The 25,374-nt window shown below is 72.0% G+C and carries 19 protein-coding genes and 1 riboswitch; of the genes, 10 read left to right on the forward strand and 9 right to left on the reverse strand.

Annotated elements, in window-relative coordinates; all coding sequences use genetic code 11:
• Nucleotides 1–27 precede the first annotated feature (27 nt).
• Nucleotides 28–1,959 carry a GMC oxidoreductase gene (locus ACIO3P_RS16745; protein ID WP_401854616.1) on the forward strand — a complete coding sequence of 644 codons (1,932 nt, stop codon included), beginning with the start codon at nucleotides 28–30 and terminating at the stop codon, nucleotides 1,957–1,959.
• 508 nt (nucleotides 1,960–2,467) lie between these two features.
• On the opposite strand, the gene ACIO3P_RS16750 is transcribed toward ACIO3P_RS16745, so the two are convergent.
• A complete protein-coding gene (locus ACIO3P_RS16750; protein ID WP_401854614.1) occupies nucleotides 2,468–2,803 on the reverse strand; it encodes a chorismate mutase in 336 nt (111 codons plus the stop codon).
• 398 nt (nucleotides 2,804–3,201) lie between these two features.
• Between ACIO3P_RS16750 and guaA the strand changes: the two genes are divergently transcribed.
• From guaA to ACIO3P_RS16765, 3 genes are all read left to right on the forward strand, one after another.
• Nucleotides 3,202–4,785, forward strand: coding sequence for a glutamine-hydrolyzing GMP synthase (gene guaA / locus ACIO3P_RS16755; protein ID WP_401854612.1), 1,584 nt, complete (start codon nucleotides 3,202–3,204; stop codon nucleotides 4,783–4,785).
• A gap of 367 nt (nucleotides 4,786–5,152) precedes the next feature.
• Nucleotides 5,153–6,418: a hypothetical protein gene (locus ACIO3P_RS16760; protein WP_401854609.1), complete on the forward strand. Its 1,266-nt coding sequence runs from the start codon at nucleotides 5,153–5,155 to the stop codon at nucleotides 6,416–6,418.
• Between the two features lie 191 nt (nucleotides 6,419–6,609).
• Complete coding sequence (locus ACIO3P_RS16765) at nucleotides 6,610–7,128, forward strand: DoxX family protein (protein WP_329828719.1); 519 nt, start codon at nucleotides 6,610–6,612, stop codon at nucleotides 7,126–7,128.
• Between the two features lie 156 nt (nucleotides 7,129–7,284).
• On the opposite strand, the gene ACIO3P_RS16770 is transcribed toward ACIO3P_RS16765, so the two are convergent.
• Nucleotides 7,285–8,661, reverse strand: a complete 1,377-nt coding sequence (locus tag ACIO3P_RS16770) for a PspC domain-containing protein (RefSeq protein WP_401854607.1) — start codon at nucleotides 8,659–8,661, stop codon at nucleotides 7,285–7,287.
• Between the two features lie 156 nt (nucleotides 8,662–8,817).
• Between ACIO3P_RS16770 and ACIO3P_RS16775 the strand changes: the two genes are divergently transcribed.
• The gene (locus ACIO3P_RS16775; RefSeq protein WP_401854605.1) at nucleotides 8,818–10,116 is read left to right on the forward strand and encodes a PspC domain-containing protein; all 1,299 of its coding nucleotides are present in this window, start codon (nucleotides 8,818–8,820) and stop codon (nucleotides 10,114–10,116) included.
• Between the two features lie 89 nt (nucleotides 10,117–10,205).
• Nucleotides 10,206–10,928 (forward strand): response regulator transcription factor, encoded by a 723-nt coding sequence (locus ACIO3P_RS16780; RefSeq protein ID WP_329828722.1) that lies wholly within the window; start codon nucleotides 10,206–10,208, stop codon nucleotides 10,926–10,928.
• A 42-nt stretch (nucleotides 10,929–10,970) separates the two neighbouring features.
• On the opposite strand, the gene ACIO3P_RS16785 is transcribed toward ACIO3P_RS16780, so the two are convergent.
• Nucleotides 10,971–11,348: a hypothetical protein gene (locus tag ACIO3P_RS16785; RefSeq protein WP_401854602.1), complete on the reverse strand. Its 378-nt coding sequence runs from the start codon at nucleotides 11,346–11,348 to the stop codon at nucleotides 10,971–10,973.
• A 145-nt stretch (nucleotides 11,349–11,493) separates the two neighbouring features.
• Nucleotides 11,494–12,543: an NlpC/P60 family protein gene (locus tag ACIO3P_RS16790; protein WP_401854599.1), complete on the reverse strand. Its 1,050-nt coding sequence runs from the start codon at nucleotides 12,541–12,543 to the stop codon at nucleotides 11,494–11,496.
• A 271-nt stretch (nucleotides 12,544–12,814) separates the two neighbouring features.
• On the opposite strand from ACIO3P_RS16790, the gene ACIO3P_RS16795 reads away from it, so the two are divergent.
• On the forward strand, nucleotides 12,815–13,168 hold the full coding sequence (locus tag ACIO3P_RS16795) for a hypothetical protein (protein WP_329828726.1): 354 nt from the start codon (nucleotides 12,815–12,817) through the stop codon (nucleotides 13,166–13,168).
• 198 nt (nucleotides 13,169–13,366) lie between these two features.
• On the opposite strand, the gene ACIO3P_RS16800 is transcribed toward ACIO3P_RS16795, so the two are convergent.
• The gene (locus ACIO3P_RS16800) at nucleotides 13,367–14,674 is read right to left on the reverse strand and encodes a C40 family peptidase (RefSeq protein ID WP_401854597.1); all 1,308 of its coding nucleotides are present in this window, start codon (nucleotides 14,672–14,674) and stop codon (nucleotides 13,367–13,369) included.
• A riboswitch (cyclic di-AMP (ydaO/yuaA leader) is annotated at nucleotides 14,673–14,847 on the reverse strand. It overlaps the preceding gene by 2 nt.
• 280 nt (nucleotides 14,848–15,127) lie before the next feature.
• Between ACIO3P_RS16800 and pcrA the strand changes: the two genes are divergently transcribed.
• A complete protein-coding gene (gene pcrA / locus ACIO3P_RS16805) occupies nucleotides 15,128–17,653 on the forward strand; it encodes a DNA helicase PcrA (RefSeq protein ID WP_401854596.1) in 2,526 nt (841 codons plus the stop codon).
• Between the two features lie 106 nt (nucleotides 17,654–17,759).
• Here the strand turns inward: pcrA and ACIO3P_RS16810 are convergent, their stop codons facing one another.
• Together ACIO3P_RS16810 and ACIO3P_RS16815 are read right to left on the reverse strand one after the other, a co-directional pair.
• Nucleotides 17,760–19,562: a peptidoglycan DD-metalloendopeptidase family protein gene (locus ACIO3P_RS16810; RefSeq protein WP_401854594.1), complete on the reverse strand. Its 1,803-nt coding sequence runs from the start codon at nucleotides 19,560–19,562 to the stop codon at nucleotides 17,760–17,762.
• Nucleotides 19,563–19,805: 243 nt separating this feature from the next.
• Entirely contained in the window at nucleotides 19,806–20,738 is a 933-nt protein-coding gene (locus tag ACIO3P_RS16815) for an esterase/lipase family protein (RefSeq protein WP_401854591.1), read from the reverse strand.
• A gap of 321 nt (nucleotides 20,739–21,059) precedes the next feature.
• Here ACIO3P_RS16815 and ACIO3P_RS16820 point away from each other — a divergent pair, with 321 nt between their 5' ends.
• Nucleotides 21,060–21,473, forward strand: coding sequence for a cobalamin B12-binding domain-containing protein (locus ACIO3P_RS16820; RefSeq protein ID WP_329828733.1), 414 nt, complete (start codon nucleotides 21,060–21,062; stop codon nucleotides 21,471–21,473).
• Between the two features lie 7 nt (nucleotides 21,474–21,480).
• On the opposite strand, the gene ACIO3P_RS16825 is transcribed toward ACIO3P_RS16820, so the two are convergent.
• Nucleotides 21,481–23,250, reverse strand: coding sequence for a DUF5691 domain-containing protein (locus ACIO3P_RS16825; RefSeq protein ID WP_401854590.1), 1,770 nt, complete (start codon nucleotides 23,248–23,250; stop codon nucleotides 21,481–21,483).
• Between the two features lie 50 nt (nucleotides 23,251–23,300).
• The gene (locus tag ACIO3P_RS16830; RefSeq protein ID WP_329828736.1) at nucleotides 23,301–24,641 is read right to left on the reverse strand and encodes an SWIM zinc finger family protein; all 1,341 of its coding nucleotides are present in this window, start codon (nucleotides 24,639–24,641) and stop codon (nucleotides 23,301–23,303) included.
• A 131-nt stretch (nucleotides 24,642–24,772) separates the two neighbouring features.
• Here ACIO3P_RS16830 and ACIO3P_RS16835 point away from each other — a divergent pair, with 131 nt between their 5' ends.
• Nucleotides 24,773–25,240 carry an MmpS family transport accessory protein gene (locus ACIO3P_RS16835; RefSeq protein ID WP_329828737.1) on the forward strand — a complete coding sequence of 156 codons (468 nt, stop codon included), beginning with the start codon at nucleotides 24,773–24,775 and terminating at the stop codon, nucleotides 25,238–25,240.
• Nucleotides 25,241–25,374 lie beyond the last annotated feature (134 nt).

Below are 25,374 nucleotides of genomic sequence, written 5' to 3' on the forward strand. Positions count from 1 at the left end.
CGCGGGAGTTCTCAACGAGGAGAGCCGATGTCACAGACGGACGACCACGACGCGTACGGCAACGCGCACGACGGCAACGCGCATGACTACGACGCGTATGACGACGCGTACGACTACGACGTGATCGTGGTCGGCTCCGGTTTCGGCGGCTCGGTCTCCGCGCTGCGGCTGACCGAGAAGGGGTACCGGGTCGGCGTCCTGGAGGCCGGCCGCCGTTTCACCCGTGAGACGCTCCCCAAGAACTCCTGGGACATCAGGAACTACCTCTGGGCCCCGGCCCTCGGCCTGTACGGCATCCAGCGCGTCCATCTGCTCGGCAACGTGATGGTGCTGGCGGGCGCCGGGGTCGGCGGCGGCTCGCTCAACTACGCCAACACGCTCTACGTGCCGCCCGCCGCCTTCTTCGAGGACCCGCAGTGGTCGGCCATCACCGACTGGGAGCAGGAGCTGAAGCCGTACTACGACCAGGCGCGGCGCATGCTCGGCGTACGGCTCAATCCGACGACGACCCCCTCGGACGTCCACCTCAAGGCGGCGGCCGAGGCGATGGGCGTGGGCGACAGCTTCCACCTCGCCCCGGTCGGCGTCTTCTTCGGTGACGGCAAGGACGCCGAAGGCGGTGCCGATACGGTCGCGGCCCGGCCCGGGGCGACGGTGGACGACCCGTACTTCGGCGGCGCGGGACCGGCGCGGCGCGCCTGCACCGAGTGCGGCGAGTGCATGACGGGCTGCCGGCACGGCGCGAAGAACACCCTCACCGAGAACTACCTGCACCTGGCGGAGCGGGCCGGAGCGATCATCCACCCCATGACCTCGGTGACCGCTGTCACGGAGGACGAGGGGCACGGTCTCCGCGTCACCACCGTGCCGACGGACCAACGGCGCAAGGGCCGTACAAGCAGTAAAGGCAGCACAAGCCGTACAAAAGGAAGTACCGGCGGACCCGGGAAAGTGCTCCGGGCCCGTCACGTCGTGATCGCGGCCGGTACGTACGGCACCCAGACCCTCCTGCACACGATGCGCGACCGGGGCCTGCTGCCGCGCCTCTCACCCCGGCTGGGGGAGCTGACCCGTACCAACTCCGAGGCGCTGGTGGGCGCGCAGACCCTGGACCGGCGCTACCGCGCACGCCACGGCGCGCCGAAGGCGGACTTCACCCGGGGCGTCGCCATCACGTCCTCCATCCACCCGAACGCCACCACCCACATCGAGCCCGTGCGGTACGGGAAGGGCTCCAACGCGATGGGCGCGCTCTGCGTGCTCCAGGTGCCGTACGGCGACCACCGGGTACGGGGCTGGCTCGGGCACGCCGCGCGCCATCCGGTGCTGCTGCTCCGGTCGCTCTGGTACCGCAAATGGTCGGAACGGACGATCATCGGACTGGTCATGCAGTCGCTGGACAACTCCCTCACCACGTACCGCAAGCCCGGCGGGGTGGGCAAAGGACTGCTCACCGCCCGCCAGGGCCACGGCGCCCCCAACCCGAAGCAGATACCCGAGGCGACGCGTGCCGCGACCCTCGTGGCCGAGGAGATCAACGGCTTCGCGGGCAGCAACGTGGGCGAGCTGATGGGCACACCGCTGACCGCGCACTTCCTGGGCGGATGTGTCATCGGGGCATCGGCACGGGAAGGCGTGATCGACCCGTACCACCGGCTGTACGGACACCCCGGGATCTCGGTGGTCGACGGCTCGGCGGTCTCGGCCAACCTGGGGGTGAACCCGTCGCTGACGATCACGGCGCAGGCGGAGCGCGCCATGTCCTTCTGGCCGAACAAGGGCGAGCGTGACCCGCGCCCGGACCAGGTCGCTGAGGGAGCAGAGGGGAGCGAGGGGACGGCGTACGTACGGCTCGCGCCCGTGGAGCCGCGGTCACCGGTGGTTCCGGAGGGCGCGTTCGGCGAGCTGAAGCTGCCGTTCCTGGGGATGCCGACGGTCCCGCGCAGAAGGAATTCCTGAGCTCGGGCCGCCGCGAACACAGAAAGGCGCTGCACCCCCCTCCGAGTGCAGCGCCCTCTCCGGCTTCAGCGCCCTCCCCCATGATCTGGGGGCACGGGTGAGGCCGGTGGTTTCGCATGCAAGACCTGTGACCCGGGGGAATGGTTGCAGCGATCTTCACAGAATCCTTAAGTGGTCTGCGTCACGCTCTGTGCGCTGTACGCGGCGTTCCGATGCCCGGCGGCCCGACGCACGACGGCCGGCTCCGGGCGTCCCCGGAACCGGCCGTTCCTCTGGCGACCGGGTGGCTGTCCCCTGCCCTCCGGTCACGGGCGCCGGGACGAGGTCCCACGACGTACACACGTCGCACGCCCCGGCGGAGCCACGCGGTCCTTCTCCCGATTGCGATGAAGTGCGCTGCGTGCCCGTACGGCCCAACGAAGGGCGCCGGGGGCGGTCACGCGCCGTACGGGTGAGAGCGGTGCCCGAACGCAGATACGCACCCGGGCGCCGGCCGGAGGGGAGGCGGTCAGACGCGGCCGCGGCTCAGTTCCAGCAGCGTCATCGCCAGCGCCGTGCCCGGTTTGCCGAGGGCGTCCCGGTAGCGGGCGAGGATCTCCATCTCCCGGGAGAGATTGACGCGGCGGCCCCCTGAGGTGATCCGGGCGTCCTGGATCACGGCCGAGATCGCCATCCGTTCCTGGACGAGGCCGATGATGCGGTCGTCCAGCGCGTCGATACGTTCGCGTGCGCCGCCGATGAGCGAGGCGGCCTCGGTGGTGCGGGCACCGGTGTTCTCGTGGGCGGCGGTCGTGTCCGGGGCGGTGGTTGCGTCAGGGGCGGTGGTGGTCGTGTCGGAGGTCATGACGGGGTCCTTGTCGGTTCGGGGGCCCTGAGCCGTACGGCCCCGAACGCGACAGGCGCCCCGGGCCTTGTCGGCCCGGGGCGCCTGGGAAGTCGCTTGTCAGCTCAAGCAGCACGACCATGGCAGCCGGACGGGCCGGTGCCATAGGTAAAGACGAAGGTGAGCTGCTTCCGCATGCGCACAGTATGGACCCGGTGCCCCGGCGGACGGCAAAGCGGGGCCGGATGGTGAGACGAGGCCGGGTGAGGGGACGGGCCGGGTGAGGGGCAGGCCGGGTGTGCCCTGGGTGTGCCTGTCATCGGCCCGGGGGCGATCCGTCCCCGACCCCTCACCGCCCCCCGTTAGAATCGGGAGAACAGCATCGAGCTCTCGTCACACCTCCGCCGGAAGGCCGCCCCGTGCCAGCAGCACCCCCCGCCGCCCCCGACGTCGTACTCGTCGTCGACTTCGGCGCGCAGTACGCCCAGCTCATCGCCCGCCGCGTCCGCGAGGCCCGGGTCTACAGCGAGATCGTCCCGTCCACGATGCCCGTGGCCGAGATGCTGGCCAGGAACCCCAAGGCGATCATCCTCTCCGGAGGCCCGTCCTCCGTGTACGCGGAGAACGCGCCGAGCGTCGACCGCGCGCTCTTCGAGGCCGGTGTCCCCGTCTTCGGCATGTGCTACGGCTTCCAGCTCATGGCGACCACGCTCGGCGGGACCGTCGACAACACGGGCGCGCGTGAGTACGGCCGTACCGCCCTGAGCGTCTCCCGGACCGACTCCACGCTCTTCGCGGGCACCCCCGCCGAGCAGTCCGTCTGGATGTCGCACGGCGACGCCTGCTCGGCCGCGCCCGAGGGGTTCACCGTCACCGCGTCCACGGACGTCGTACCGGTCGCCGCGTTCGAGAACGACGAGAAGAAGCTGTACGGGGTGCAGCACCACCCCGAGGTGATGCACTCCACGTACGGACAGCAGGTCCTGGAGCACTTCCTCTACCGGGGCGCCGGCATCGAGCCGAACTGGACCACCGCCAACGTGGTGGACGAGCAGGTCGCGCTCATCCGTGAGCAGGTCGGCACCAAGCGCGCCATCTGCGGGCTGTCCGGCGGCGTGGACTCGGCCGTGGCCGCCGCGCTGGTGCAGAAGGCCATCGGGTCGCAGCTCACCTGCGTGTACGTCGACCACGGCCTGATGCGCAAGGGCGAGACCGAGCAGGTCGAGAAGGACTTCGTCGCCGCGACGGGCGTACAGCTCCAGGTGGTCGACGCCGAGGAGCGCTTCCTCACGGCGCTGGCCGGGGTCTCCGACCCCGAGCAGAAGCGGAAGATCATCGGCCGGGAGTTCATCCGGGTCTTCGAGCAGGCCCAGGCGGAGATCGTCGCGGAGGCGGGCGCGGAGGGCGAGGACGTCGCGTTCCTCGTGCAGGGCACGCTCTACCCGGACGTCGTGGAGTCCGGCGGCGGCACCGGCACCGCCAACATCAAGTCGCACCACAATGTCGGCGGGCTCCCCGACGACATCGAGTTCCAGCTCATCGAGCCGCTGCGCAAGCTGTTCAAGGACGAGGTCCGGATGGTCGGCCAGCAGCTCGGCCTGCCGGACGAGATCGTCCAGCGCCAGCCGTTCCCGGGCCCCGGCCTGGGCATCCGTATCGTCGGCGAGGTCACGCGCGACCGCCTCGACCTGCTGCGCGACGCGGACGCGATCGCCCGCGAGGAGCTGACGGCGGCGGGCCTGGACCGCGACATCTGGCAGTGCCCGGTGGTCCTTCTCGCCGACGTACGCTCCGTGGGCGTCCAGGGCGACGGCCGGACCTACGGCCACCCGATCGTGCTGCGGCCGGTCTCCTCGGAGGACGCGATGACCGCGGACTGGACGCGGATGCCGTACGACGTACTGGCGAAGATCTCCACCCGCATCACCAACGAGGTCCGGGACGTCAACCGCGTCGTCCTCGACGTGACGAGCAAGCCCCCGGGCACCATCGAATGGGAGTGATCCCCCAGGTCCCCTGATCAGGTCTCCGGGTCAGGTCTCCGGGTCAGGTCTCCGGGTCGGGTCTCCGGGTCGGGTCCTCTGACCGAGTCTTCTGATCCCGATCAGGAACTCCCGCAGGTCAACGCCGATGCCGTCGCTCATTCGTTTGGGTGGCGGCGTTGTCGTTCCCGATCACGATCGACCTGACCGCGATCAACAGGCGTCGCTCCGTCGAGGACTGAGCCTCGCGGGTCAACACCGTAACGATGTTGTCACCCTCACCGACCCGGCAAACTCTGCGTATCCCTCCCTTCGTACGGGACAATTTCCCTGCGGTGCAAGGAAGTTCACTGAGGCGGGACTCGGGGCGGGGAAGGCGGCAATCGGCGTGGCGGTGCAAGAGGTGCGGCAGGGCGCGCACGGCGGTGGCTGTGCGTGTGGGGACTGTCCGCACGGGGCTCGGGAAGGGCACCGGCGGGCCGTGGCCGCGTTTCTGGCGAAGCGCGACGAACTGGCCGCCGGGCAGGGGCTGCCCGCCGCCGTCGCGCACTCCGTGGGCGCCTCCCGCCAGTGGGTCTCCGACGAACTCACCCAGTCCGCCCGCGCCGTGGCGGACCGCAGCCGCGAGGCGGGGGACGCCTGGCTGCACACCGTCTGGCGGCACACGCTGTTCGGCGCCTGGGGCTGCGTCGTGCTGCTCCTGCTGGCCCAGACGGTGACCGCGATCGGTGCCGGCTGGACCCTGGCGCGGACGGCCGGGCTGATCTCCGCCCTCGTCTGCGCGGGACTGCTGACCGCGTCCGCGTGGCTGCACCGCGCCCGCGGCGGGCTGCTCGCACCGCTGATCGGCGAGGACAACCGGCTCTCGACCTCGCGGACCGTCGCCTCCGCCTGGGTGCTGCTCGTCGTCTTCGCCGTGCTCTTCCTCGCCCTCCAGCTCGCGGGCGCCTCCGGTCCCGACCACCGCGACGAACTGATCGCCGGGCTCGAACTGGCCCGGGGCGCCGGCCTCGTCACCGTGCTCGCCGTCGTGTGCGCCATCGCCGTCGTCGTCCGCCGTGTGGTGTCCGTACGGGTCCTGGGCCAGCGGCTGCAGAAGGTACGCGCCGACCGGCCCCGGCTCGCCGATCTGCTCTGCGACGACGCCGGGCGCGGCAGCTTCACCGATATCCAGTACACGCTGGTGAACGCCGTCGCCGTCGTCTTCGCCGCCGTACGGCTCGCCCGGCGCCCCGAGCAACTGCCCGATCTGCCCTGGGCGCTGGCTCTGCTCGTCGGTGTCTCCGCCGCCACCTACTTCGCCGGGAAGTACGCGGAGGGCGGGCGCCCCGTCGTGCTCTCCGTCGTACGGGCCAGGGAGGCGGGCGATCTCGATGCCCCCATCCGGACCGGCGACGACATCGAGATCCGCGGCGCCGGATTCGTCCCGCCCGGCGCAGGCACCCCGGACCGGCTGGCCCGGATGGTCGTCCGGATCGGCGCGGTCCATGTCCATGTGCCGCTGGTGCCCGTCCCCGGAGGGTTCGCCAACCCGGCGGACACCTCACTCACCGTGTCCGTACCGGTGGAGGTGGAGCCCGGGGCCGTCGAGGTCCAGGTCGTCACCGCGGCGGGGATCGAAACCAGTCGCGTGATCATTGAAGTCATGGACTGAGCGAATCCGGCCGATTGTTGCTCCTGTTCTGATGAAGAGTTTTCACGTCTTTTCCGAGGAGGCCCGTCCCGCCCGGCCGAACGGCTGGTTCACTGAGCGCCGGATGTGTTCACTGCGTATGCAGGGACAGGGCACGCGGGGGCAGCAGCCCTCGCGGCAGTGGTGCGGGACAGGGAGAGGCGGACCCGGCGATGACACACGGCTACCGGATGGGCGGCTACGGAGGGCTCGGCGGCGAGCGCCTCGGCCGGCGTGAGAACGCCGCGCGCCACGCACTCCTGCCCCTGAGGATCTTCCTCGGCGTCACCTTCATCTACGCGGGCGTCGACAAACTGACCCAGGGCGGCTTCTTCGCGGCCACCGGCACCGGCTCCGTCGGCGAGATGATGCGGAGCGTCCGCGACAGCTCCGCGATACCCGCCCTCGTCGACCTGGCCCTCAAGAGCCCCGCCGGCTTCGGATACGCCATCGCCCTCGGCGAACTCGCCGTCGGCCTCGGCGCCCTGTTCGGCCTCCTCACCCGGATCGCCGCACTCGGCGGCGCCCTGATCTCGCTCAGCCTCTGGCTCACCGTGAGCTGGCAGGCCACGCCGTACTACTACGGCAACGACCTCCCCTATCTCATGGCCTGGCTGCCGCTCGTGCTCGCCGGGGCGCCCTCGTTCTCCTTGGACGCCCTCCTCACCGACCGCCGGCGCCGTATGCGGTAGTGGCACCAGGTCACCACGGCCGCCAGGAACAACCCGCAGAACAACATGGGGAACGCCACGAACCACGGGGTCGACCCGGCGTCCGCCGCGTCGCCCACGTACGCGGCGGACACCGCCAGCGCCGTCAGCCCCACGATCAACCGGCCCGGCCGGAACTCATGAAGCAGCACGGGTCACCTCCACCTGTCCGAGCCCGACCTCAAGACTCAACCGCAGCGTCCCCGCCGGGGCGCTGCCCGCGGCCGGAGCCAGGGTGAGCCCCCGCGACTGGTCCGGCGAGATGTCCACGTCGTTCGGTGGCTCGCCGGGAAGCCGGATGTCCCCGAGACCGGTCTTCGCCGTCACCTTCACCGTCACTCCCTTCGGTACGACGACCTTGAGCTGCCCCGCGCCCACCTCGGCCGACGAACTGACCGTCCGCCCCTCCGGAACGGACAGCCCGCTCAGATCGAGAACGCCGGTGCCCGACCCCAACTCGTAGTGCGGCCGTACGTCGGCCACCGACGCCGGTATCCACTCCTGGCGCGCGAACTCCGTCGTGATGTTCTTCGGCAGGGCGGCGCTCCCGGCGAGCAGCCCGGCCGTGACCACCGTCAGGAAGATGGTGCCGACCCCCGTACGGCCCAGGAAGCTGCTGGCCGCGATCCCCAGACCGAACACCGCGAGCGCGGCGGCCAGCCCGATCTCCAGGCTCGTACTCAGCGGGTGGCTCTCCCAGGACAGCCCCGTACCGAGCCCGCCCGCCAGCAGCGCCAACAGGAAGACCACCCCGGCGATCCCGCGCGGGCCCCGCGGGCGGGGCTCCCGTATACGCGACGCGGCCCGGTCCCTGCCGTCCGCTCCGCCCTTCCCGCCCTTGTGCCAGCTCCAGGGCCGCGCCTCCACAGGCGAGCCCTCCGGGCCCCACAGGTAGTCCGTGCCCACCGGTCCCGTGGTGCCGTCCTTCACGATCGGGTCCCGCCACCAGGACGGGGCGCCGGACGTCGGCGGGGGCGCCTTCGTCTCCGGCGGAGCATCCGCCACCACATGCGCCGTCACCGGATCGAGCGGCCCGCCGTCCGGCAGCGTGCCGCGGCGGCGCTGGGACCAGACCGCCGCCCCCGCGACCGTGATCGACAGCATCCCGGCGAAGCTCAGCGTGTCCCCGTCGCCCAGCATCGACAGGAACAGCCCGCACCCCGCCAGCGCGAGCAGCACGGCGATCAGCGACGCGCCGTCCACCCGCCCCGACAGCAGCCTGCGCGCCTCGTTCTCCTCCTCGCCCTCCAGCGGGATCAGCAGCCAGGCGAAGCCGTAGAAGATCAGCCCGAGCCCGCCGGCGGCCGCGAGCACACCGAGCACGATCCGGAAGATGACCGGGTCGACGTCGCAGTACCGCCCGAGCCCGCCGCACACGCCCGCGAAGAGCTTCTGCCGGGGGCTGCGCTGCAGTTGTACGGGCGCGCCCGTGACCGCGGTCGCGCCCGACGGCGGGGGCGACGCGGCGGACGGCGCGGTCGGCGAGGACGGCGGCGGAGTCGGCGGCTGGGTCATACGTCCATGGTGACGGTGCGCGAGCCCGGTCTCCAGCGGCGACGACCCCGGTCTGACCCTGATATTGGCCCCCCAGGGCCCCTCGGGTCGGATCAGGGTCGCGTCAGGGGTACGACCCTGATGCCCTGCCACACCCCGCCGTGTGACCATCGGTGCATGCCAGCCGCACCGCCTCGCACCGTCGCGTCGCCGCACTCCCGCGCCCCAGGGCCCGAGGAGCTGCCGCCGCGCAAGCTGTACCGCAGCGCGGACGGCCGGATGCTCGGCGGCGTCGCGCGCGGACTCGCCGGCCATCTCGGACTGCCGGTGGCCTGGGTGCGGCTCGTCTTCCTCATCTTCTTCTTCTCGCAGGGCCTGGGCGCCGTGCTCTACGCCGTGTTCTGGATCGTCGTCCCGCTCGGCGTCGGCGGCAGAGCCGTCGAGTCGCGCCCCTTCTTCGAGACCGGCCCGGACGGCAGACGCCGGCTGCGCAAGCCCGACAAGGGACAGGTCTTCGCCCTGCTCGCCCTGGTCGTCAGCGCGGCCACCTTCATCGGCAACGTCAGCCTGGGCCGTAGCCACGCCGACCGCTACATATGGCCGATGCTGCTGATCGGCATCGGCGTCGTCCTCGTCTGGCGGCAGGCGGACAACGCGCGCCGCGCCCGCTGGACCGAGGTCGGCCGCCGCCGCCGCATACTCCAGCTCGCCCGCGGCCTCTCCGGCGTCGCCCTGGTCGGCCTCGGCCTCGCCGTCTTCATGGTGGTCCGCGGCGCGGCGGCCCAGTTCGGCAGTGTGCTGACGGGCGCGATCGCCGTCGTCGCCGGGGTCGCGCTGCTCGCCGGGCCCTGGCTCGTCCGGATGACCCAGGACCTCTCCGAGGAACGCCTGATGCGGATCCGTGCGCAGGAGCGTGCCGAGGTCGCCGCACATGTCCACGACTCCGTCCTCCACACCCTGACCCTCATCCAGCGCAACGCGGACGACGGGGGCGAGGTCCGCAGGCTCGCCCGCGCCCAGGAGCGCGAGCTGCGCGCCTGGCTCTACAAGCCGGAGGGCACGGGCAAGGACGAGGAGGACGAGCCCACCACGCTCGCCGACGCGGTGAAGCGGACGGCGGCCGAGGTGGAGGACTACCACGGAGTGCCGATCGAAGTCGTGGTCGTCGGCGACTGCCCGCTCGACGAGAAGCTGTCCGCACAGATGCAGGCCGCGCGCGAGGCGATGGTCAACGCCGCCAAGTACGGTGGCGAGGGCGGCGCCGTGCAGGTGTTCGCGGAGGTCGACGGGCGTACGGTCTTCCTCTCCGTACGCGACCGCGGCCCCGGGTTCGACCTGGACGCCGTGCCGGACGACCGGATGGGCGTCCGCGAGTCGATCATCGGCCGCATGCAGCGCAACGGAGGCACGGCCCGGCTGCGCGCGGTGCCCGACGGCGGCACGGAGGTCGAGCTGGAGATGGAGCGCGTCGACTGACCGCGGATGGACCGGTCGCCGGGAGGGGACCGTACGGTACGAGAGCCGCGCAGACGGCGACGGAGCGACAAGGGCGAGGGGCACAGACCATGAGCGAGGGCGTACACGCCGAATCCACTCCCGCGGCGAGCGGTGACCCGGCGGGGGACGGCCGCCGCGTCCGCGTCGTGCTCGTCGACGACCACCGGATGTTCCGTACGGGCGTCCAGGCCGAGATCGGCCGTACGGAGGAGACGGGCGTCGAGGTCGTCGGCGAGGCGGCCGACGTCGACCAGGCGGTCACCGTGATCACCGCGACCCGCCCCGAGGTCGTCCTGCTCGACGTCCATCTGCCGGGCGGCGGCGGGGTCGAGGTGCTGCGCCGCAGCGCCCCCATGATGGCGGCGTCCGAGAATCCGGTGCGCTTCCTGGCCCTGTCGGTCTCGGACGCGGCCGAGGATGTCATCGGCGTGATCCGGGGCGGCGCCCGCGGCTATGTCACCAAGACGATCACCGGCACGGACCTGGTCAACTCGATCTTCCGGGTCCAGGAGGGCGACGCGGTCTTCTCGCCCCGGCTGGCCGGCTTCGTCCTGGACGCCTTCGCGTCGACGGACGCGCCCCCGGTGGACGAGGACATGGACCGGCTCACCCAGCGCGAGCGCGAGGTGCTCCGGCTCATCGCGCGCGGGTACGCCTACAAGGAGATCGCCAAGCAGCTCTTCATCTCGGTGAAGACCGTGGAGTCCCATGTCTCGGCGGTCCTGCGCAAGCTCCAGCTCTCCAACCGGCACGAACTGACCCGCTGGGCGACGGCCCGCCGACTGGTCTGACAGGCCGTCGGCCCCAGACCGCCCGGCCCGCCCGCCCGCAGCTCACGAGCAGTGCCAGCGGGTGACGTACAGCCGCCCCTGATGGTCCAGTACGCCGCGGATGCACTCACCGGGGCGGGTGTCGATGACGCCGGTCAGCTCGGCGCGGCCGTGCCGGGTGAGCCGGGTGCCGAACCAGCCGGGGAAGGCCGTGATCCGGGCGTCCTTGCGCTGGTACCCGAGGCGTACGGGGATCTCGGGCCCGACCCCGGTACGCACGTACCGGGTGGTGAACGGGCCCGCGCCGCCGATCGGCCCCTCGACGCAGAGCCGGCCGCCGGACAGATCCCCGCAGCCCTTCGGGGTGACGCCCACGGGCGCCAGGACGAACAGCGCGCCGACGACGAGGAACGTCGCACTGACAGCGGTGGCTCGGCTCACGACCGCCCCTTTCCTGTCCACTTTTACCGGCCGATGGCCTACTGCTGCTCATCGTGAACCGGAGAAGGGGACGGGGCACCCCGGCATGGGCCGTCGGAGACAGCGGTCCGGAGACCGGGGTGCGACGCCAGGGCACCCCGGGGCGTCAGGCGGGGCGCGCGGCGCCCGTGAACGGCATCTCGTCGACCGACGCGAGCCGGACCGCCGTACCCGGCCGTGGCGCGTGGATCATCTGCCCGCCGCCCACATAGATCCCGACATGGCTGATGCCGGAGTAGAAGAACACCAGGTCACCGGGGGCCAGTTCGGAGCGCGCCACGCGCCGGCCCGTGTTGACCTGCGTGTAGGTGGTACGGGGCAGGGCAACCCCGGCGGCGCGCCAGGCGGCCTGCGTCAGCCCCGAGCAGTCGAAGGAGCCGGGGCCGGTCGCGCCCCAGACGTACGGCTTGCCGATCGCCCCGTACGCGAAGGCGACGGCGGCCTCGGCCCGCGCGTTCGGCGCCCGTACCGCACCGCGTGGCGTCCCCCGGTCCGCGCGCTCCGCGTACCCGCCGTCCTGCCCCTGGTACTGGCCGCGCTGCTCGGCGGTGAGCCCGTCCAGGAGCCGCCGGGCGGAGGCGATCTTCCCCTGGATGGTGGACTTGTGCCGGGCCAGCTCGGCTCGGCGGGCCGTGAGATCAGCGAGCTGGGTGTCCGCCCGGGAGCGCAGTCCGGCGATCCGCGACAGATCCCTGCGGATCCCGGAGACGGCGGCGGCCTGCCGACTGCCCGCCCGCTCGGCGAGACCGGCCCGCTCCAGGTAGTCCTCGGGCCGGGAGCTGAGGGCGAGCTGCACGGCGGGGTCGAGGCCGCCGCTGCGGTACTGCGCGGTGGCGATCGAGCCGAGTTCGCCGCGCGAGGTGTTGAGCCGGTCCGTCCTGCGCGTGGCCTCGTCGCGCAGCGCGTCGAGCGAGGCGCGGGCCTCGTCGGCCTTGGCCTTCGCGCCGTTGTACTGCTCGGTGGCGGTCTCCGCCTGCGTGTACAACACGTCGACCTCGGCCTTGATCTGCGCGGGGGTGAGCCGGGGCTCGGTGTGCGCGGGTCCCGCCGCTGTGGCGGTCGCCGCACCGGCGAGCGCGAGCGTCGCAGCGGTGCGGCCGGCCTGCCGGGAGAACGGGCGCTGTCTGGGTTTTCGGTGGTTCCGGTGCGCTGCCACGGGGGCGGGGTCCGTTTCCTTCGGTTCCGTCGATTCCGTGCGGTACGGCCGCGCGGTACGGCCCGGGGAGGGGGCCGTACGCGAGAGGTTAGGGCGCAGGTCACGACATGGCCTCGGCATGGCGGGTATTGGCGGGAGGTGAAGGTTCCGGGGCGTTTCGTGATCACGATCGTCTGTACGGAGTGCGCCCTTCCGGACGGTCCCGACCGATCGCGGAAGTAAGCCGCACCTCACCGAACCGGGGTGATAAGGGCCCGGCTACGCTCCCGGCATGGACGTACTCATCAATGTCTTCGTCGCCCTGCACATCATCGGCATAGCCGCCCTGCTCGGCGGTTTTCTGACCCAGACGAAGGCGATGAGCGCCGGCGCGGCGCGCTTCACCCCACCGATGCTGCACGGCGCGCTGACGATGCTGATCACGGGGATGGTGCTGGTGGGCCTCAACCAGGCCGACGACCAGCCGCTCAACAACATCAAGATCGGCGTCAAGCTGGCCGTCCTGGTCGTGATCCTGGGCATCGTGTACGTGAAGCGGGACGACGAGGCCGCCGAGAAGCCGCTGTTCGGCGCGGTGGGCGGGCTGACCGTGGCCAACATCCTCATCGCCACGCTCTGGACCTGACCCCCGGCTTCCCGCGCGGACCTGACGACCGGCGGTGAGCGCCGAGGCGCGGACACCACCGGTGACGCCGGTGACACGGAAAGCCGGGGCCGGAGACGGCCGCCTCACGGGGGCCCAGGGGCCCCTGAGGACCACTGAAGGCCACCGGCCGGTTATAGCGGGCTGGAGGGCCGGCGGGCTCAGAGGGCCACTAGAGGGTCACGCAGGGCGGACGCTGCCGTAGATCGGCATGTAGTAGATCGATTCCTCGCGCACGTTCGCGCCCGGCTTGGGCGCGTGGACCATCATGCCGTCGCCGATGTAGATGCCGGCGTGGCTGGCGTCGTCGTAGAAGAAGACCAGGTCGCCGGGGAGCAGGTCATCGGTGACGACGCGCGTGCCGGCGTTCACCTGCTCGCCGGTGGAGCGCGGCAGTTCGACGCCCGCCGCCCGCCACGCCGCCTGGGTCAGGCCCGAGGAGTCGTACGAACTCGGCCCCGAGGCGCCCCAGACGTACGGCTTGCCGATCTGGGCGTCGGCGAAGGTGAGCACCTTCGCCGCCTTGGCCGCGTACGTACCGGCGGTGTCGCCGCCCGTCCCGGCCTCCGCACCGGTGCCGACGGCCGTGCCCGCGTCCGTGCCCGCGATCGTGTTCGCGATCGTGTTCGCGCCCGCGTCCGTGTCGGCCGACGAGGGCCGGGCGTGCGACCGGGGACGGGCCTGGGCCTGAGTCTGTTCCGCCTCGCGCCGGCGCTCCGCCTCCGCTTCGGCCTCCGCCTTGTCGCGGGCCTCCGCCTTGGCCTGCGCCTCCGCCGCGCGCCGGGTCTCTTCTTCCCTCTTGCGCTCCAGGGCGGCCAGCCGCGCCTGCTCCTCAGCGGTGAGCCGCGCCAGCAGCGAGCGGGCCTCGGCGAGCTTCCTCTGGATGCTCTCCTTACTGGTCCGCAGGTACTCCGGCGACTCGTCCGGCGACTCCGGGCGCGTGACCGCCGGGCCCGGTACCTTCGGCGGCTCGGTCGGCCGCGCCGGGTAGGCGGTGACGGCGCCCTGCTGACGGCCGGTCAGCCGGTCCGTCGTCCCCTCCGGCGCGACGCGCGCCTGCGGGGTGTCCGCGAACAGCACGGCGGCCGCGGGGGTGCCCGCGCCTTCCCTGGACTGCGCGGCCACGGAGGAACCGAGCGTACGGCGGGCCTCGTTCAGCTTGTCCGCACTCTTGGCGACACCGTCGATGCTCCTGGCGACGCCGTCGATGACCCGGTCGACCGCGCGCTTCTGCTTGGCCGTCGTCTCCTTCGCCTTGGTGGCCTTGGTGAAGGTCTGCGTCTCCCCACCGGCCTGGCGGTACAGGGCGTCGACCTTCTTCTGCACCTCTTCGACGGACGGTTTGGGTTCCGCGGGCGCGGCGTCCGCGCTTTGCGTCGACAGCAGCGTGACCGAGGCGATGGCGGCCGTCGTCACTCCGACCGCGGGGGAGCTGACGTGTTCTCCGCTACGGCTGCGCGACTTGCGATGCGACGCCAAGTTCGGCATCTCCTTCCGTGGACCGCCTACCGGGTTAGCTGTCGGGTTCGGGCGGAACGGAAGGCTGCCCTACGGGCCTTGAACGTACGGCGAACGTACGGCCCGATTCACCCCGGTCGTGCAGAGTGGGTCCCCGGTTCCGAACTTCCTTGCGGAAAGCCCGGATTCGGCGTGGGCCGCCCGCTCGGCGCGGATCGCCGTCAGAGGTACGGGCTGCCTGATCGAGCACGCTAGCCAAGATGTGGCGCTGATGTGAAGGTGGATGGCCGATATGCCCGATACATTTCTGTGACCATTTCCTCGTGTGGAGTGCAAGGAGCCCCAATGCGGGGTATAGCGTTACGCTGCGTATGTGAGTCGGGACCGTCCGGCGCGCCGGTACGGCTCACCGGGCCGACTTCCCCGGCCGGCTTTCCCGGTCCGGCGCCGACTGTCAGTGCGGCGGCCTAGACTCGTTAAGCGATGAGCAGCCTCTTTGACGACAGTTTCCTGGCCGACCTCCAGCCCTCCGGTGACGAGCACCCCCCGCCGCCCGAGGACCAGGACGAGCACGCCCCGGAGCAGGTGCCCGACGACCTGTTCCAGGGCGCTTACGACGTGCCCCCGGCCCGGGATCCGTACCACCGCGACGGCGCTCCCCGTACGGTCATCGACCCCGCCGCGCTCCTCGAAGGGCTGAACGAGGAGCAGAGCGCGGCCGTCGTGCACACGGGATCGCCGCTGCTCATCGTCGCCGGGGCCGGATCCGGCAAGACCCGGGTGCTGACCCACCGGATCGCGCATCTGCTCGGCACCCGCAGCGTCCACCCCGGCCAGATACTGGCGATCACCTTCACCAACAAGGCCGCGGGCGAGATGAAGGAGCGCGTCGGGCAGCTCGTCGGCCCCCGCGCCCAGGCGATGTGGGTGCTGACCTTCCACAGCGCCTGCGTGCGGATCCTGCGGCGCGAGTCGAAGCGGCTCGGGTTCACCTCGTCGTTCTCGATCTACGACGCCGCCGACTCGAAGCGGCTGATGGCGCTGGTCTGCCGCGATCTGGATCTCGACCCCAAGCGCTATCCGCCGAAGTCCTTCAGCGCCAAGATCTCCAATCTGAAGAACGAGCTGATCGACGAGGAGACCTTCGCGGGGCAGGCCGTCGACGGCTTCGAGAAAACGCTCGCCGAGGCGTACCGGATGTACCAGGCGCGGCTGCGCGAGGCCAATGCCCTGGACTTCGACGACATCATCATGACCACCGTCCACCTGCTCCAGGCGTTCCCCGACGTCGCCGAGCACTACCGGCGCCGCTTCCGGCACGTCCTGGTGGACGAGTACCAGGACACGAACCACGCGCAGTACACCCTCGTACGCGAGCTGGTGGGCCCCTCCGGCGAGGGCGAGGACCCGGCCGAGCTGTGCGTCGTCGGCGACGCCGACCAGTCGATCTACGCCTTCCGCGGCGCCACCATCCGCAACATCCTCCAGTTCGAGGAGGACTACCCGGACGCGACGACGATCCTGCTGGAGCAGAACTACCGCTCCACCCAGACGATCCTCAGCGCCGCCAACGCGGTCATCGAGCGCAACGAGAGCCGCCGCCCGAAGAACCTGTGGACCAAGGCCGGCGCCGGCGCCCAGATCACCGGCTACGTCGCGGACACGGAGCACGACGAGGCGCAGTTCGTCGCCGACGAGATCGACCGGCTGACGGACGCGGGCGAGGCCAAGGCGGGCGATGTCGCCGTCTTCTACCGGACGAACGCGCAGTCCCGCGTCTTCGAGGAGATCTTCATCCGGGTCGGCCTGCCGTACAAGGTCGTCGGCGGAGTGCGCTTCTACGAGCGCAAGGAGGTCCGCGACGTCCTGGCCTATCTGCGGGTCCTCGCCAATCCGGAGGACAACGTACCGCTGCGCCGGATCCTCAATGTGCCCAAGCGCGGTATCGGGGACCGCGCGGAGGCCATGATCGACGCCCTCGCGCTCCGGGAGAAGATCACCTTCCCGCAGGCGCTGCGGCGCGTGGACGAGGCGTACGGCATGGCGGCCCGCTCCGCCAACGCCGTCAAGCGCTTCAACACGCTGATGGAGGAGTTGCGCACCATCGTCGAGTCGGGCGCGGGGCCCGCCACGGTCCTGGAGGCCGTGCTCGAACGGACCGGCTATCTGGCGGAGCTTCAGGCGTCGACCGACCCGCAGGACGAGACGCGGATCGAGAACTTGCAGGAACTGGCCTCGGTGGCGCTGGAGTTCGAACAGGAGCGCAGCCAGGCCGCCGCGCGTGCCGACGACGACGGCACGGAGGGAGAGGGCGACGGGGACGGTACGGACGCTGCCGCCGCCCCGGCCGCGACCCCGACCCTCGCCGAGTTCCTGGAGAAGGTCGCGCTCGTCGCCGACTCCGACCAGATCCCCGACGAGGACGAGGACGGCTCCGGTGTCATCACCCTGATGACGCTGCACACCGCCAAGGGCCTCGAATTCCCGGTGGTGTTCCTGTCGGGCATGGAGGACGGCGTCTTCCCGCACATGCGCGCCCTCGGGCAGACGAAGGAGCTGGAGGAGGAGCGCCGCCTCGCGTACGTCGGCATCACGCGCGCCCGCGAACGGCTCTATCTGACGCGGTCGTCGATGCGCAGCGCCTGGGGACAGCCCTCGTACAACCCGGCGTCGCGGTTCCTGGAGGAGATCCCGGGACACCACCTGGAGTGGAAGCGGACCGGCGCGCAGATCCCGGCGGGTCCGACGTCCGGGATCACCTCGTCGCTCTCCTCCTCCGCGTCCCGCTCGCGGTCGGGCGGCGGTCCCTCGGGCTTCGCCACGCGGCGTGCGAGCGACAAGCCGGTGATCGCGCTGGCGGTGGGGGACCGGGTCACGCACGACCAGTTCGGCCTCGGCACGGTCATGGAGGTGACGGGCGTGGGCGCGGACGCGCAGGCGACGGTCGACTTCGGGGACGTCAAGCCCAAGCGGCTGCTGCTGCGGTACGCGCCGGTCGAGAAGTTGTAGGCACGGCGGCCGTTCCGGGTTGGTGCGGCACGGCGCCGACGACTTCGGCCGTCGGCGCGCCCTCGCCCGCTCCGTTACGTCGGGTTGAAGCTGGGCCGGGTCGAGGCTACGTCGGGTCGAGGCCGTGGCTGCGGAGCCAGGACAGCGGGTCGATCGCGGAGCCGCCGCCGGGCCGTACCTCGAAGTGCAGGTGCGGTCCGGTGGAGTTGCCGGAGTTGCCCGAGTAGGCGATCACATCACCGGCCTTGACCGAACCGGAACGGATCTTCGTGCTGCTGAGGTGGCAGTACCAGGTCTCCGTGCCGTCTGCGGCGGTCACGATGGCCATGTTGCCGTAGGCGCTGTTGTACTGCGTGCGTACGGTGCCGTCGGTCGCGGCCATGACGGGCGTGCCGTACGACACGGGGAAGTCGATCCCGGTGTGCATGGACATCCAGTTGACGCCGGCCTGGCCGTAGTACGCGCTGAGTCCGTTCTGCGAGACGGGGAGGGCGAACTTGGGGCGGGCCGCCTCCTTGCGCGCCGCCTCTTGCGCGGCCCGCTTCCGCTCCTCCGCTTTCCGTTCCTGGAGGTCGATCCGCTCCTGCGTGCGGCTGGCACGGTCGCCGAAGTCGCGGGCGTCGGCGCTGAGCGCGGCGAGCTGCGTGTCCAGCTTGTTGTTGGCCGCCGCGGCGACGGGCTTGGCGGAGGCGGTGTCCTCGGCGGAGGCCGTCGTCGTGGAGTCGTCCTTGGTGTCCTCGCCGGTGAGTCCGCCGACGGAGGCGGCGGCGATGCCGGCGACGCCCATCACACAGGCGGAGGGCACGGCGACGGTGAGGAGGGCCGAGCGCTTGGCGGGGGTACGGCGCCGGCCTCGGCTGCCGTTGCCGGCGCCGCCGGCCCGGCGGACGGGACGGGGGGTGATCGTCACCGCGGGTGTGGCCATCGTGGCCGCCGTGTGCAGCGCGTCGGGGTCGTCGTCCGGAGCGGCCGGTTCCACGGGGCTCTCGGACTCCGGGGCGAAGTCATCGGCGCCCGTGCGGTGTTCCGCCTCGGGGCCGGGGCCGGAGCCGGTCTCCGACGCGGCGTCCGTCTCGGTGGCCACGGTCTCGTAGCCGTGCTCGGTCTCGTAGGCCGGGTCCGCGCCGTAGCCCGGCTCCGCGGTGTAGCCGGGGTCCGCCTCGTAACCGGGCTCCGCGTCGAAGGCCCGTTCAGGCTCGGGGCCGGGGGCGCCGTACGCGTACGAGGTGTCCTCGTGCGCCGTACCCGATCCGTTCCAGGCGGTGGCGTCGTACGAACCGGTGTCGAAGGTCGAAGCCGACCACTGAGCGGTCGCCTCGTAGGCGAACGGTGCCGCTTCGAACTGGGCCGCTTCGAACTGTGCGGTTTCGAGTGCGGCGAGTTGTGCGGGGTCGAACGTGGCCGTCGCTGTCGCCCCGGGCGTGTCGTAGCCGCCGTACGGGGTGCCGTCGAACGGCGTGTTGTCGAACTGGCCCGTGTCGCCAGGGCTGTTGTTCGGCTGGACGACCTGGTGCCAGGCGCCCGAACCCCACTCGCCCGTGGCGTCCTGGGGATAGCCGCTGTCGGCGGGGGCGTCGGGGGTGACGGTGGGCCACTGGCCGCTGGTGTCGTACGCCTGCGTGCCGTACGCGTCGTACCCGGTGGCCTGGTGGTGGGCGCCGGTGTCCCACTGGCCGCTGTCGTACTGGCCGGAGTGCCCGGCCTGCGGGTGTCCCACCTGGAGGTGGTCGCCCTGCACTTGGTCGACCTGCACGGTCGCGTACTGGCCGGTGGCGGCGGAAGCGTCGCCGTAGCCACTCGCGCCACCCGAACCGTCCGGCAGGGAGCCGAAGAGGGGATCTGTCTCGAAGCTGCCGTTCTGGTAACCGTCGTAAGAGGGGTACCCGGCGTGGGCGTGCTGGTCGTTCACCAACTTCTCTCTCGCCTCGGCAGCAGAACCAGGCTCTGGGAAATCCGGTCCTTTGTGGAAAGGGCCCCAGAGGGAAAGCAGTGGCCGCGACTGTACCCGGCGGTATGCGACGGCGACAATCTTCCGCGAGTTTCGTGCTTTGCGGAAACGGGCATTCGGCCGTGTTTCGGCGAACTGTGGGCGCAGGCTTGGCCATACGTTCGAAATACGTTCGAGTGCGAGGGTGGGGCGAGGCGGTCCGGATCAGGCGACGGAGGCGGATCCGGACCCCTCGGCCGGGGGTGTCGGCACGGAACCTTCACCGGAACCGCCCATGGGCGCGGCTTCTTCGAGCGCGTGCCGGATCCCGGCGGCCACCCCCGGATGAATCGGCAGGGCGAGATGACCGACACCGCTCACCAGGACGTTCTCCACGAGGAGGTCCGGATGTTCGATTCTGGCCGTGGCGACCGGCGCCATCAGGGGGTCGGCATCGCTCCAGAAGCTCACGAACCGCGTCCGGCAGCCGGGCGCGGGCTGCCGCAACTCCTCGATGACCGGCGATCCGGGGCGCATCTGCCGTACGACGGGATGGGCGTCGGCGAGCGGTACGGCCGTCGTGCCCTCGTGGGGCGTGCCCAGCGTGATCAGCGTACGTACCCGGCTGTCACCGCCCATGCGCTGTACGTAGTACCGGGCGATCAGGCCGCCCAGGCTGTGCCCGACGACATCGACCCGCCGGTGGCCGGTGCGGGCGCAGATCTCCTCGATGTGGCGGTCCAGCAGCTCGGCGGCCGTACGGATGTCGCAGGTCAGCGGCGAGTAGTTGAGCGAGACGAGATGCTGCCAGCCGTGCCGGGCCAGGGAGCGGCGCAGCAGGACGAAGACGGACCGGTTGTCCACGAAGCCGTGCAGCAGGACGACCGGCGGGTGGGAGCGGCCCTCGGTGGGCAGCGGGGACGCCTCGGGCGGCAGGGGGGCGGCGCGGCGCTCCTGGACGATTCCGGCCGGATAGAGGAAGAGATGCCCGGTGAAGATGGCCAGGTCGAGCGCGCCCGCACGCAGCGGGGCGGTGAGGCGCAGGGGTGCGGTGAGGCGCAGGGGTGCGGCGGCCGGATTCGCCGGGCGTACGCGGCTCAGTTGGCGCAGAAAGGGCGTCAGGAGGGGTGCGAACGGCGCGAACGGCGTGACCTTCATTGGCCGACCTCCGAACGGCATACGGGAGGCGGCTCTGTCCCCCGTATGCCCTCATGGGGCGCCACGGCGACATGCCGGGAGCCGCCGGGTCGAGACGGCTCCGTCCGCGGCTCCCCTTGCGCCCGTTCCTGCCCGGTCGGGTGGGCCGGGTGGTGACGGAACGGCGCAAAGCGAACATGTCCCATGTGTGATTTCCCCCTCGGCGGCCTCCGCGAAACGGCTGGTTGCGGGATGCTGTGGATAACGTTCGTTCACTACTCCGAGCCTTGGCGGGCGCGGGGCCCGTGCCAATGACGGCGCAGTCGGTATGTGGAGGCAGCGATGGGTGTGACAGGTCCGATCCGTGTGGTGGTCGCCAAGCCGGGGCTCGACGGGCACGACCGGGGGGCCAAGGTGATCGCCCGGGCCCTGCGCGACGCGGGGATGGAGGTCATCTACACCGGGCTCCACCAGACGCCCGAGCAGATCGTGGACACCGCGATCCAGGAGGACGCCGACGCGATCGGCCTGTCCATCCTCTCCGGCGCCCACAACACGCTCTTCGCGAAGGTGATCGACCTGCTGAAGGAGCGGGACGCGGCGGACATCAAGGTCTTCGGCGGCGGCATCATCCCGGACGCGGACATCGCCCCGCTGAAGGAGAAGGGCGTCGCGGAGATCTTCACCCCGGGGGCGACGACGACGTCGATCGTCACCTGGGTCAAGGACAATGTCCGCCAGCCCGCGGGCGCGTGACGGGGCCCTACACCTCCAGCGCCTCGTGGTCGCGTATCGGCTCCCGTATCGCTTCCTTCGCCGGCACCGGCTGGGTGGGCCCTTGTACGGGTTCCAGTTCGGCGAGCATCAGGGCGCGCAGACGCAGGGTGGACACCAGGCGCTGGAACGCCTCCGACCAGTAGCCGCCCGCGCCCGGTGAGGCGCCTTCCGGTTCGTCGGGGGTCGCCGTGAGCAGTTCCAGCCTGCTCACCTCCGCCGGGTCCAGGCAGCGTTCCGCGAGGCCCATGACGCCGCTGAAGCTCCAGGGGTAGCTGCCCGCGTCCCTCGCGATGTCGAGCGCGTCCACGACCGACCGGCCGAGCGCGCCCGACCAGGGCACCGCGCAGCCCCCGAGCAACTGGAACGCCTCCGGCAGGCCGTGCGCGGCGATGAACGCGGCCACCCAGTCGGCCCGTTCGGCCTCGGGCAGGGTGGCGAGCAGCTTCGCGCGCTCGGCGAGCGATGTCGTGCCGGGGCCGGCGTCGGGCGGGGCGGTGGGTGACCCCAGCAGCGCGGCCGACCAGCGCGCGTCCCCCTGCCGTACGGCCGCCCGGCACCACGCGGCGTGCAGTTCGTCCGCCCAGCCGTCCAGGACGGGCAGGGCGACGATCTCCTCGGGGGTCCGGCCGCCGAGCCTGGCCGGCCACCCCGACAGCGGGGCCGCCTCCACCAACTGACCCAGCCACCAGGACCGTTCGCCCCGGCCGCCGGGCGGCGCGGGGACCACTCCGTCGTGCTGCATGTCCGCGTCACATTCGTGGGGCGCCTCGACCGTGATGACCTGTCCGCCGCCCGTACGGTCCATGCCGACGCAGGTGGCCGCGCGGGACGCCATTCGGCCCGCGAGCGCGGAACCGGGGAGCGCGGAGAGCAGCTCGGCCGCGGTGGAGCGCACAGTGCGGCTGCGGTCCGACAACGCCTGTTCCAGGAAGGGCTCGTCCGCCTCGGTCAGCCCGTCACGCAGGGAGTCGAGGAACATCAGCCGGTCCTCGGCGCGCTCGGTCGGCCAGGTCGAGGCGAGCAGCGCGCGCGCCGTCTCCGCGTCCCTGGCCCGTACGGCGGAGAGCAGCGCGATCCGCTCGGCGAACAGGCCCTCCTCCCAGAGCCGCCGCATCGCCTCCGGGTCCTGTGCGGCGGGCAGTACGGCGCCGCCGGACGCCCCGCGCAGCGCGAACTTCCACTCCGGATTGAGCCGGGCGAGCCAGAGCGCACGCGGCCCGGCGAACGCCAGGGCCTGCGGCCGCAGATCGGTCCGCGCGCGGGCCGCGTCCAGCAGCGCGGGCAGCAGCGGCGCGGGCACGGCGTAACCGTGCGCGTTGGCCGCGGCGAGCCACTGCGGCAGCAGCTCCGTGAGGTCGGGCGCCGTACCGCGACGGCCCCCGCCGCCCGTGGGCGCCGCCCGGTCGGCCAGCAGCCGCATGAGGCGCCGCTCCGCCGCCGTGGGCAGCCGCGCGCGGCCGTCGTGGGGCGCGCGGGGCGGGGGCGCGGCGGCGGTCGCGGGCAGCAGCCCCGCCCTACGCCGTACGGTGTGCAGCGCGGCGGCGTCCAGCAGGGCGACCGGGGCGTCCTTGCCGGGGGCCAGGGCCTCCGCGGGCGGCATACGGCGGTCGGTGCCGAGCAGCGCCGAGGTGACGAGCCCTTCCCAGGAGGACTCCCAGGGCGCCGTTGTCGTCGTTGCCGTTGCCGTTGGGGTTGTCGTTGCCGTTGGGGTGCGGGTCGTGGGCGGTGTGCGGGGCGTGTCGGGCGTCTTGGTCATCGGGATACTCCGTCCGTACGTCGCGTCGGGCCTCCGGGGCGTGGACACCTTCAGGTGAGCGGAACCGTCCCCGGTATCTCCGCCGACCAGGCCGTGAGCGGCCGGAAGCCGCGGTGGCCGCACTCGCCGAAGACCGTGACCGGGCCGCCGCCGGAGAGCGCGGCCAGCCTCCACAGCCCGGGGTGCCCGAGGGAGACGGGCGCGACCGGCAGCGCGGATCCGCCGTCGGCGTCGGCCAGTTGCCAGCCGCCGCCCGCCCCGGGGACGGGTATGACATCGCGCAGCGTCACCGGACACGCCTCCAGCCAGGGATCGACGCGCAGCGCCGCCCCGTACGCCTCGATCGCCGCCGCCACGGAACCGCCCGGCGGCGGTTCCCCGACGAGGACCGGGGCGCCGAACCGCTCGCCCCAGTCCGCCCGGAGCTGCCCGGCGCCCGGATGCGGAACGATCTCGGCGTCGATCATCGTCCCCACCGGCAGCGCCAGTTCCGGCGCGCGGCCGGCCGCGCCGAAGGAGAGCAGCAGCGCCGAGCGCCCCGAGTCCCGTCCGTACAACCGGATCCGGCGGGTGACGAGTTTGCCGTCCGACGCGTCGTACTGCGCCAGGACCAGCCAGTGGTCCCGGACCGGTGGTCCTCCGGCGGGCGAGGGGAGGCCGACGCGGGTACGGACCGTCGTCGCCAGCGGTTCGGGCAGCCGGTCGAGCCCGAGCCACGCCGTGTTCAGCAGATGCAGCAGCGCGGACTCCTCCAGCAGCCGCACCGGCCAGCCGGGACCCGAGCCCGGTATCGCCCCCAACTCCCGCACCCGGCCCGCCAGCCCCGGCGCCTGTGCGTCGACCATCCGCGCCGCCGTCTCCTCCCACAGCCCGTAACCCGACTGCTCGGCCGCCGCGAGGCCACCGCGCAGCAGATCCGTCAGCCGCTGCTCCAACTCCGTGGCCCCCGAGGTGATCCGCGCGGCCCGCCGCTCCGCCCTGCGCCGGGCGGCCTCCGGGTCGGCGGTCCTCGCCGGTGGGGCCGTCTTCTCCGCCTGCCGCGTCCGGCGCGCGTCGAGCCATTCCCCGGCCCAGCCGGGCGGCGCCTCGGCACTCCGCGCCACGGTCGCTCCGTCCACCGCCCAGAGCAGCAGCAGGCCCAGCGCGTGCTTGCACGGGAACTTCCGGCTCGGGCAGGAGCAGTTGCAGGCCGGGCCCGTCGTGTCCACCACCGTCCGGTACGGCTTGCTGCCGCTGCCCTTGCACAGCCCCCACACGGCGCCCGCGGCGTCGCACCCCGTGTCCGACCACGGCCCCGCCGTGCCCAGCTTGTCGCCCGCCCTGCGTGACGCCTCGTCAGGAGCCAGAGCAAGCACCTGTTCCGACGTCCAGCGCACCCCCGTCTGATTCATGCCCACGACGCTAGACGGCCCCACTGACAATCGCCCTGACCTGCGAATTCGACCGTTCCCACGGCATGTGACCGTGCGTTGCCCTTGCTATACTCGGGCAGTTTCTGTGCCACATCCCGGGGGAATCACCAATGAACCGCATCGCCCGCACCTCACGCCTCACCCGCACCGGCCGTACCGTCCGCGCCGCCGTCTCGACCCTCGCCGTCACCGGCCTCGCGCTGGGCCTCGGCGCCTGCTCCGAGGCCACGGAGCGGGTCGACAAGGCCGTGACCGACGAGGTCGACAAGGCCGTCAACGAGACGTACGAGGTCACCTACGAGGTCACGGGCAAGAACATCGACACGATCGACTTCCACGGCGGCGGGGGCGAGGCCATGGAGCCGAAGATCGAGACGGTCGAGAAGCCCACGCTGCCCTGGAAGAAGACGGTGACGCTCCGCGGCATCATGCCGCCCGCCGTCATGCCGGTCGCGCTGGGCGCCGAGGCCGAGGTCACCTGCAAGATCCTTTACAAGGGCGAGGTCATCAAGGAGGAGACGGACGCGGGCAAGGCCGCGGCCGGCGGCTGCGTCGCGGTCTCCCCGATCGCGGGGTGACCCCCGCCCGGCGCCGGGGCGCTCCCGCCCGGCGCCCGGCACCCCCCCCGCCGCCGTCGGCCAACTCCGGTCGTGGCGGCGGGCAGATCGGCTCTGACCTGCGCAGACGGCCGATTGTCAGTGGCGTGGTGCAC

This window comes from Streptomyces sp. NPDC087310, assembly GCF_044744405.1.
GTDB lineage: Bacteria > Actinomycetota > Actinomycetes > Streptomycetales > Streptomycetaceae > Streptomyces.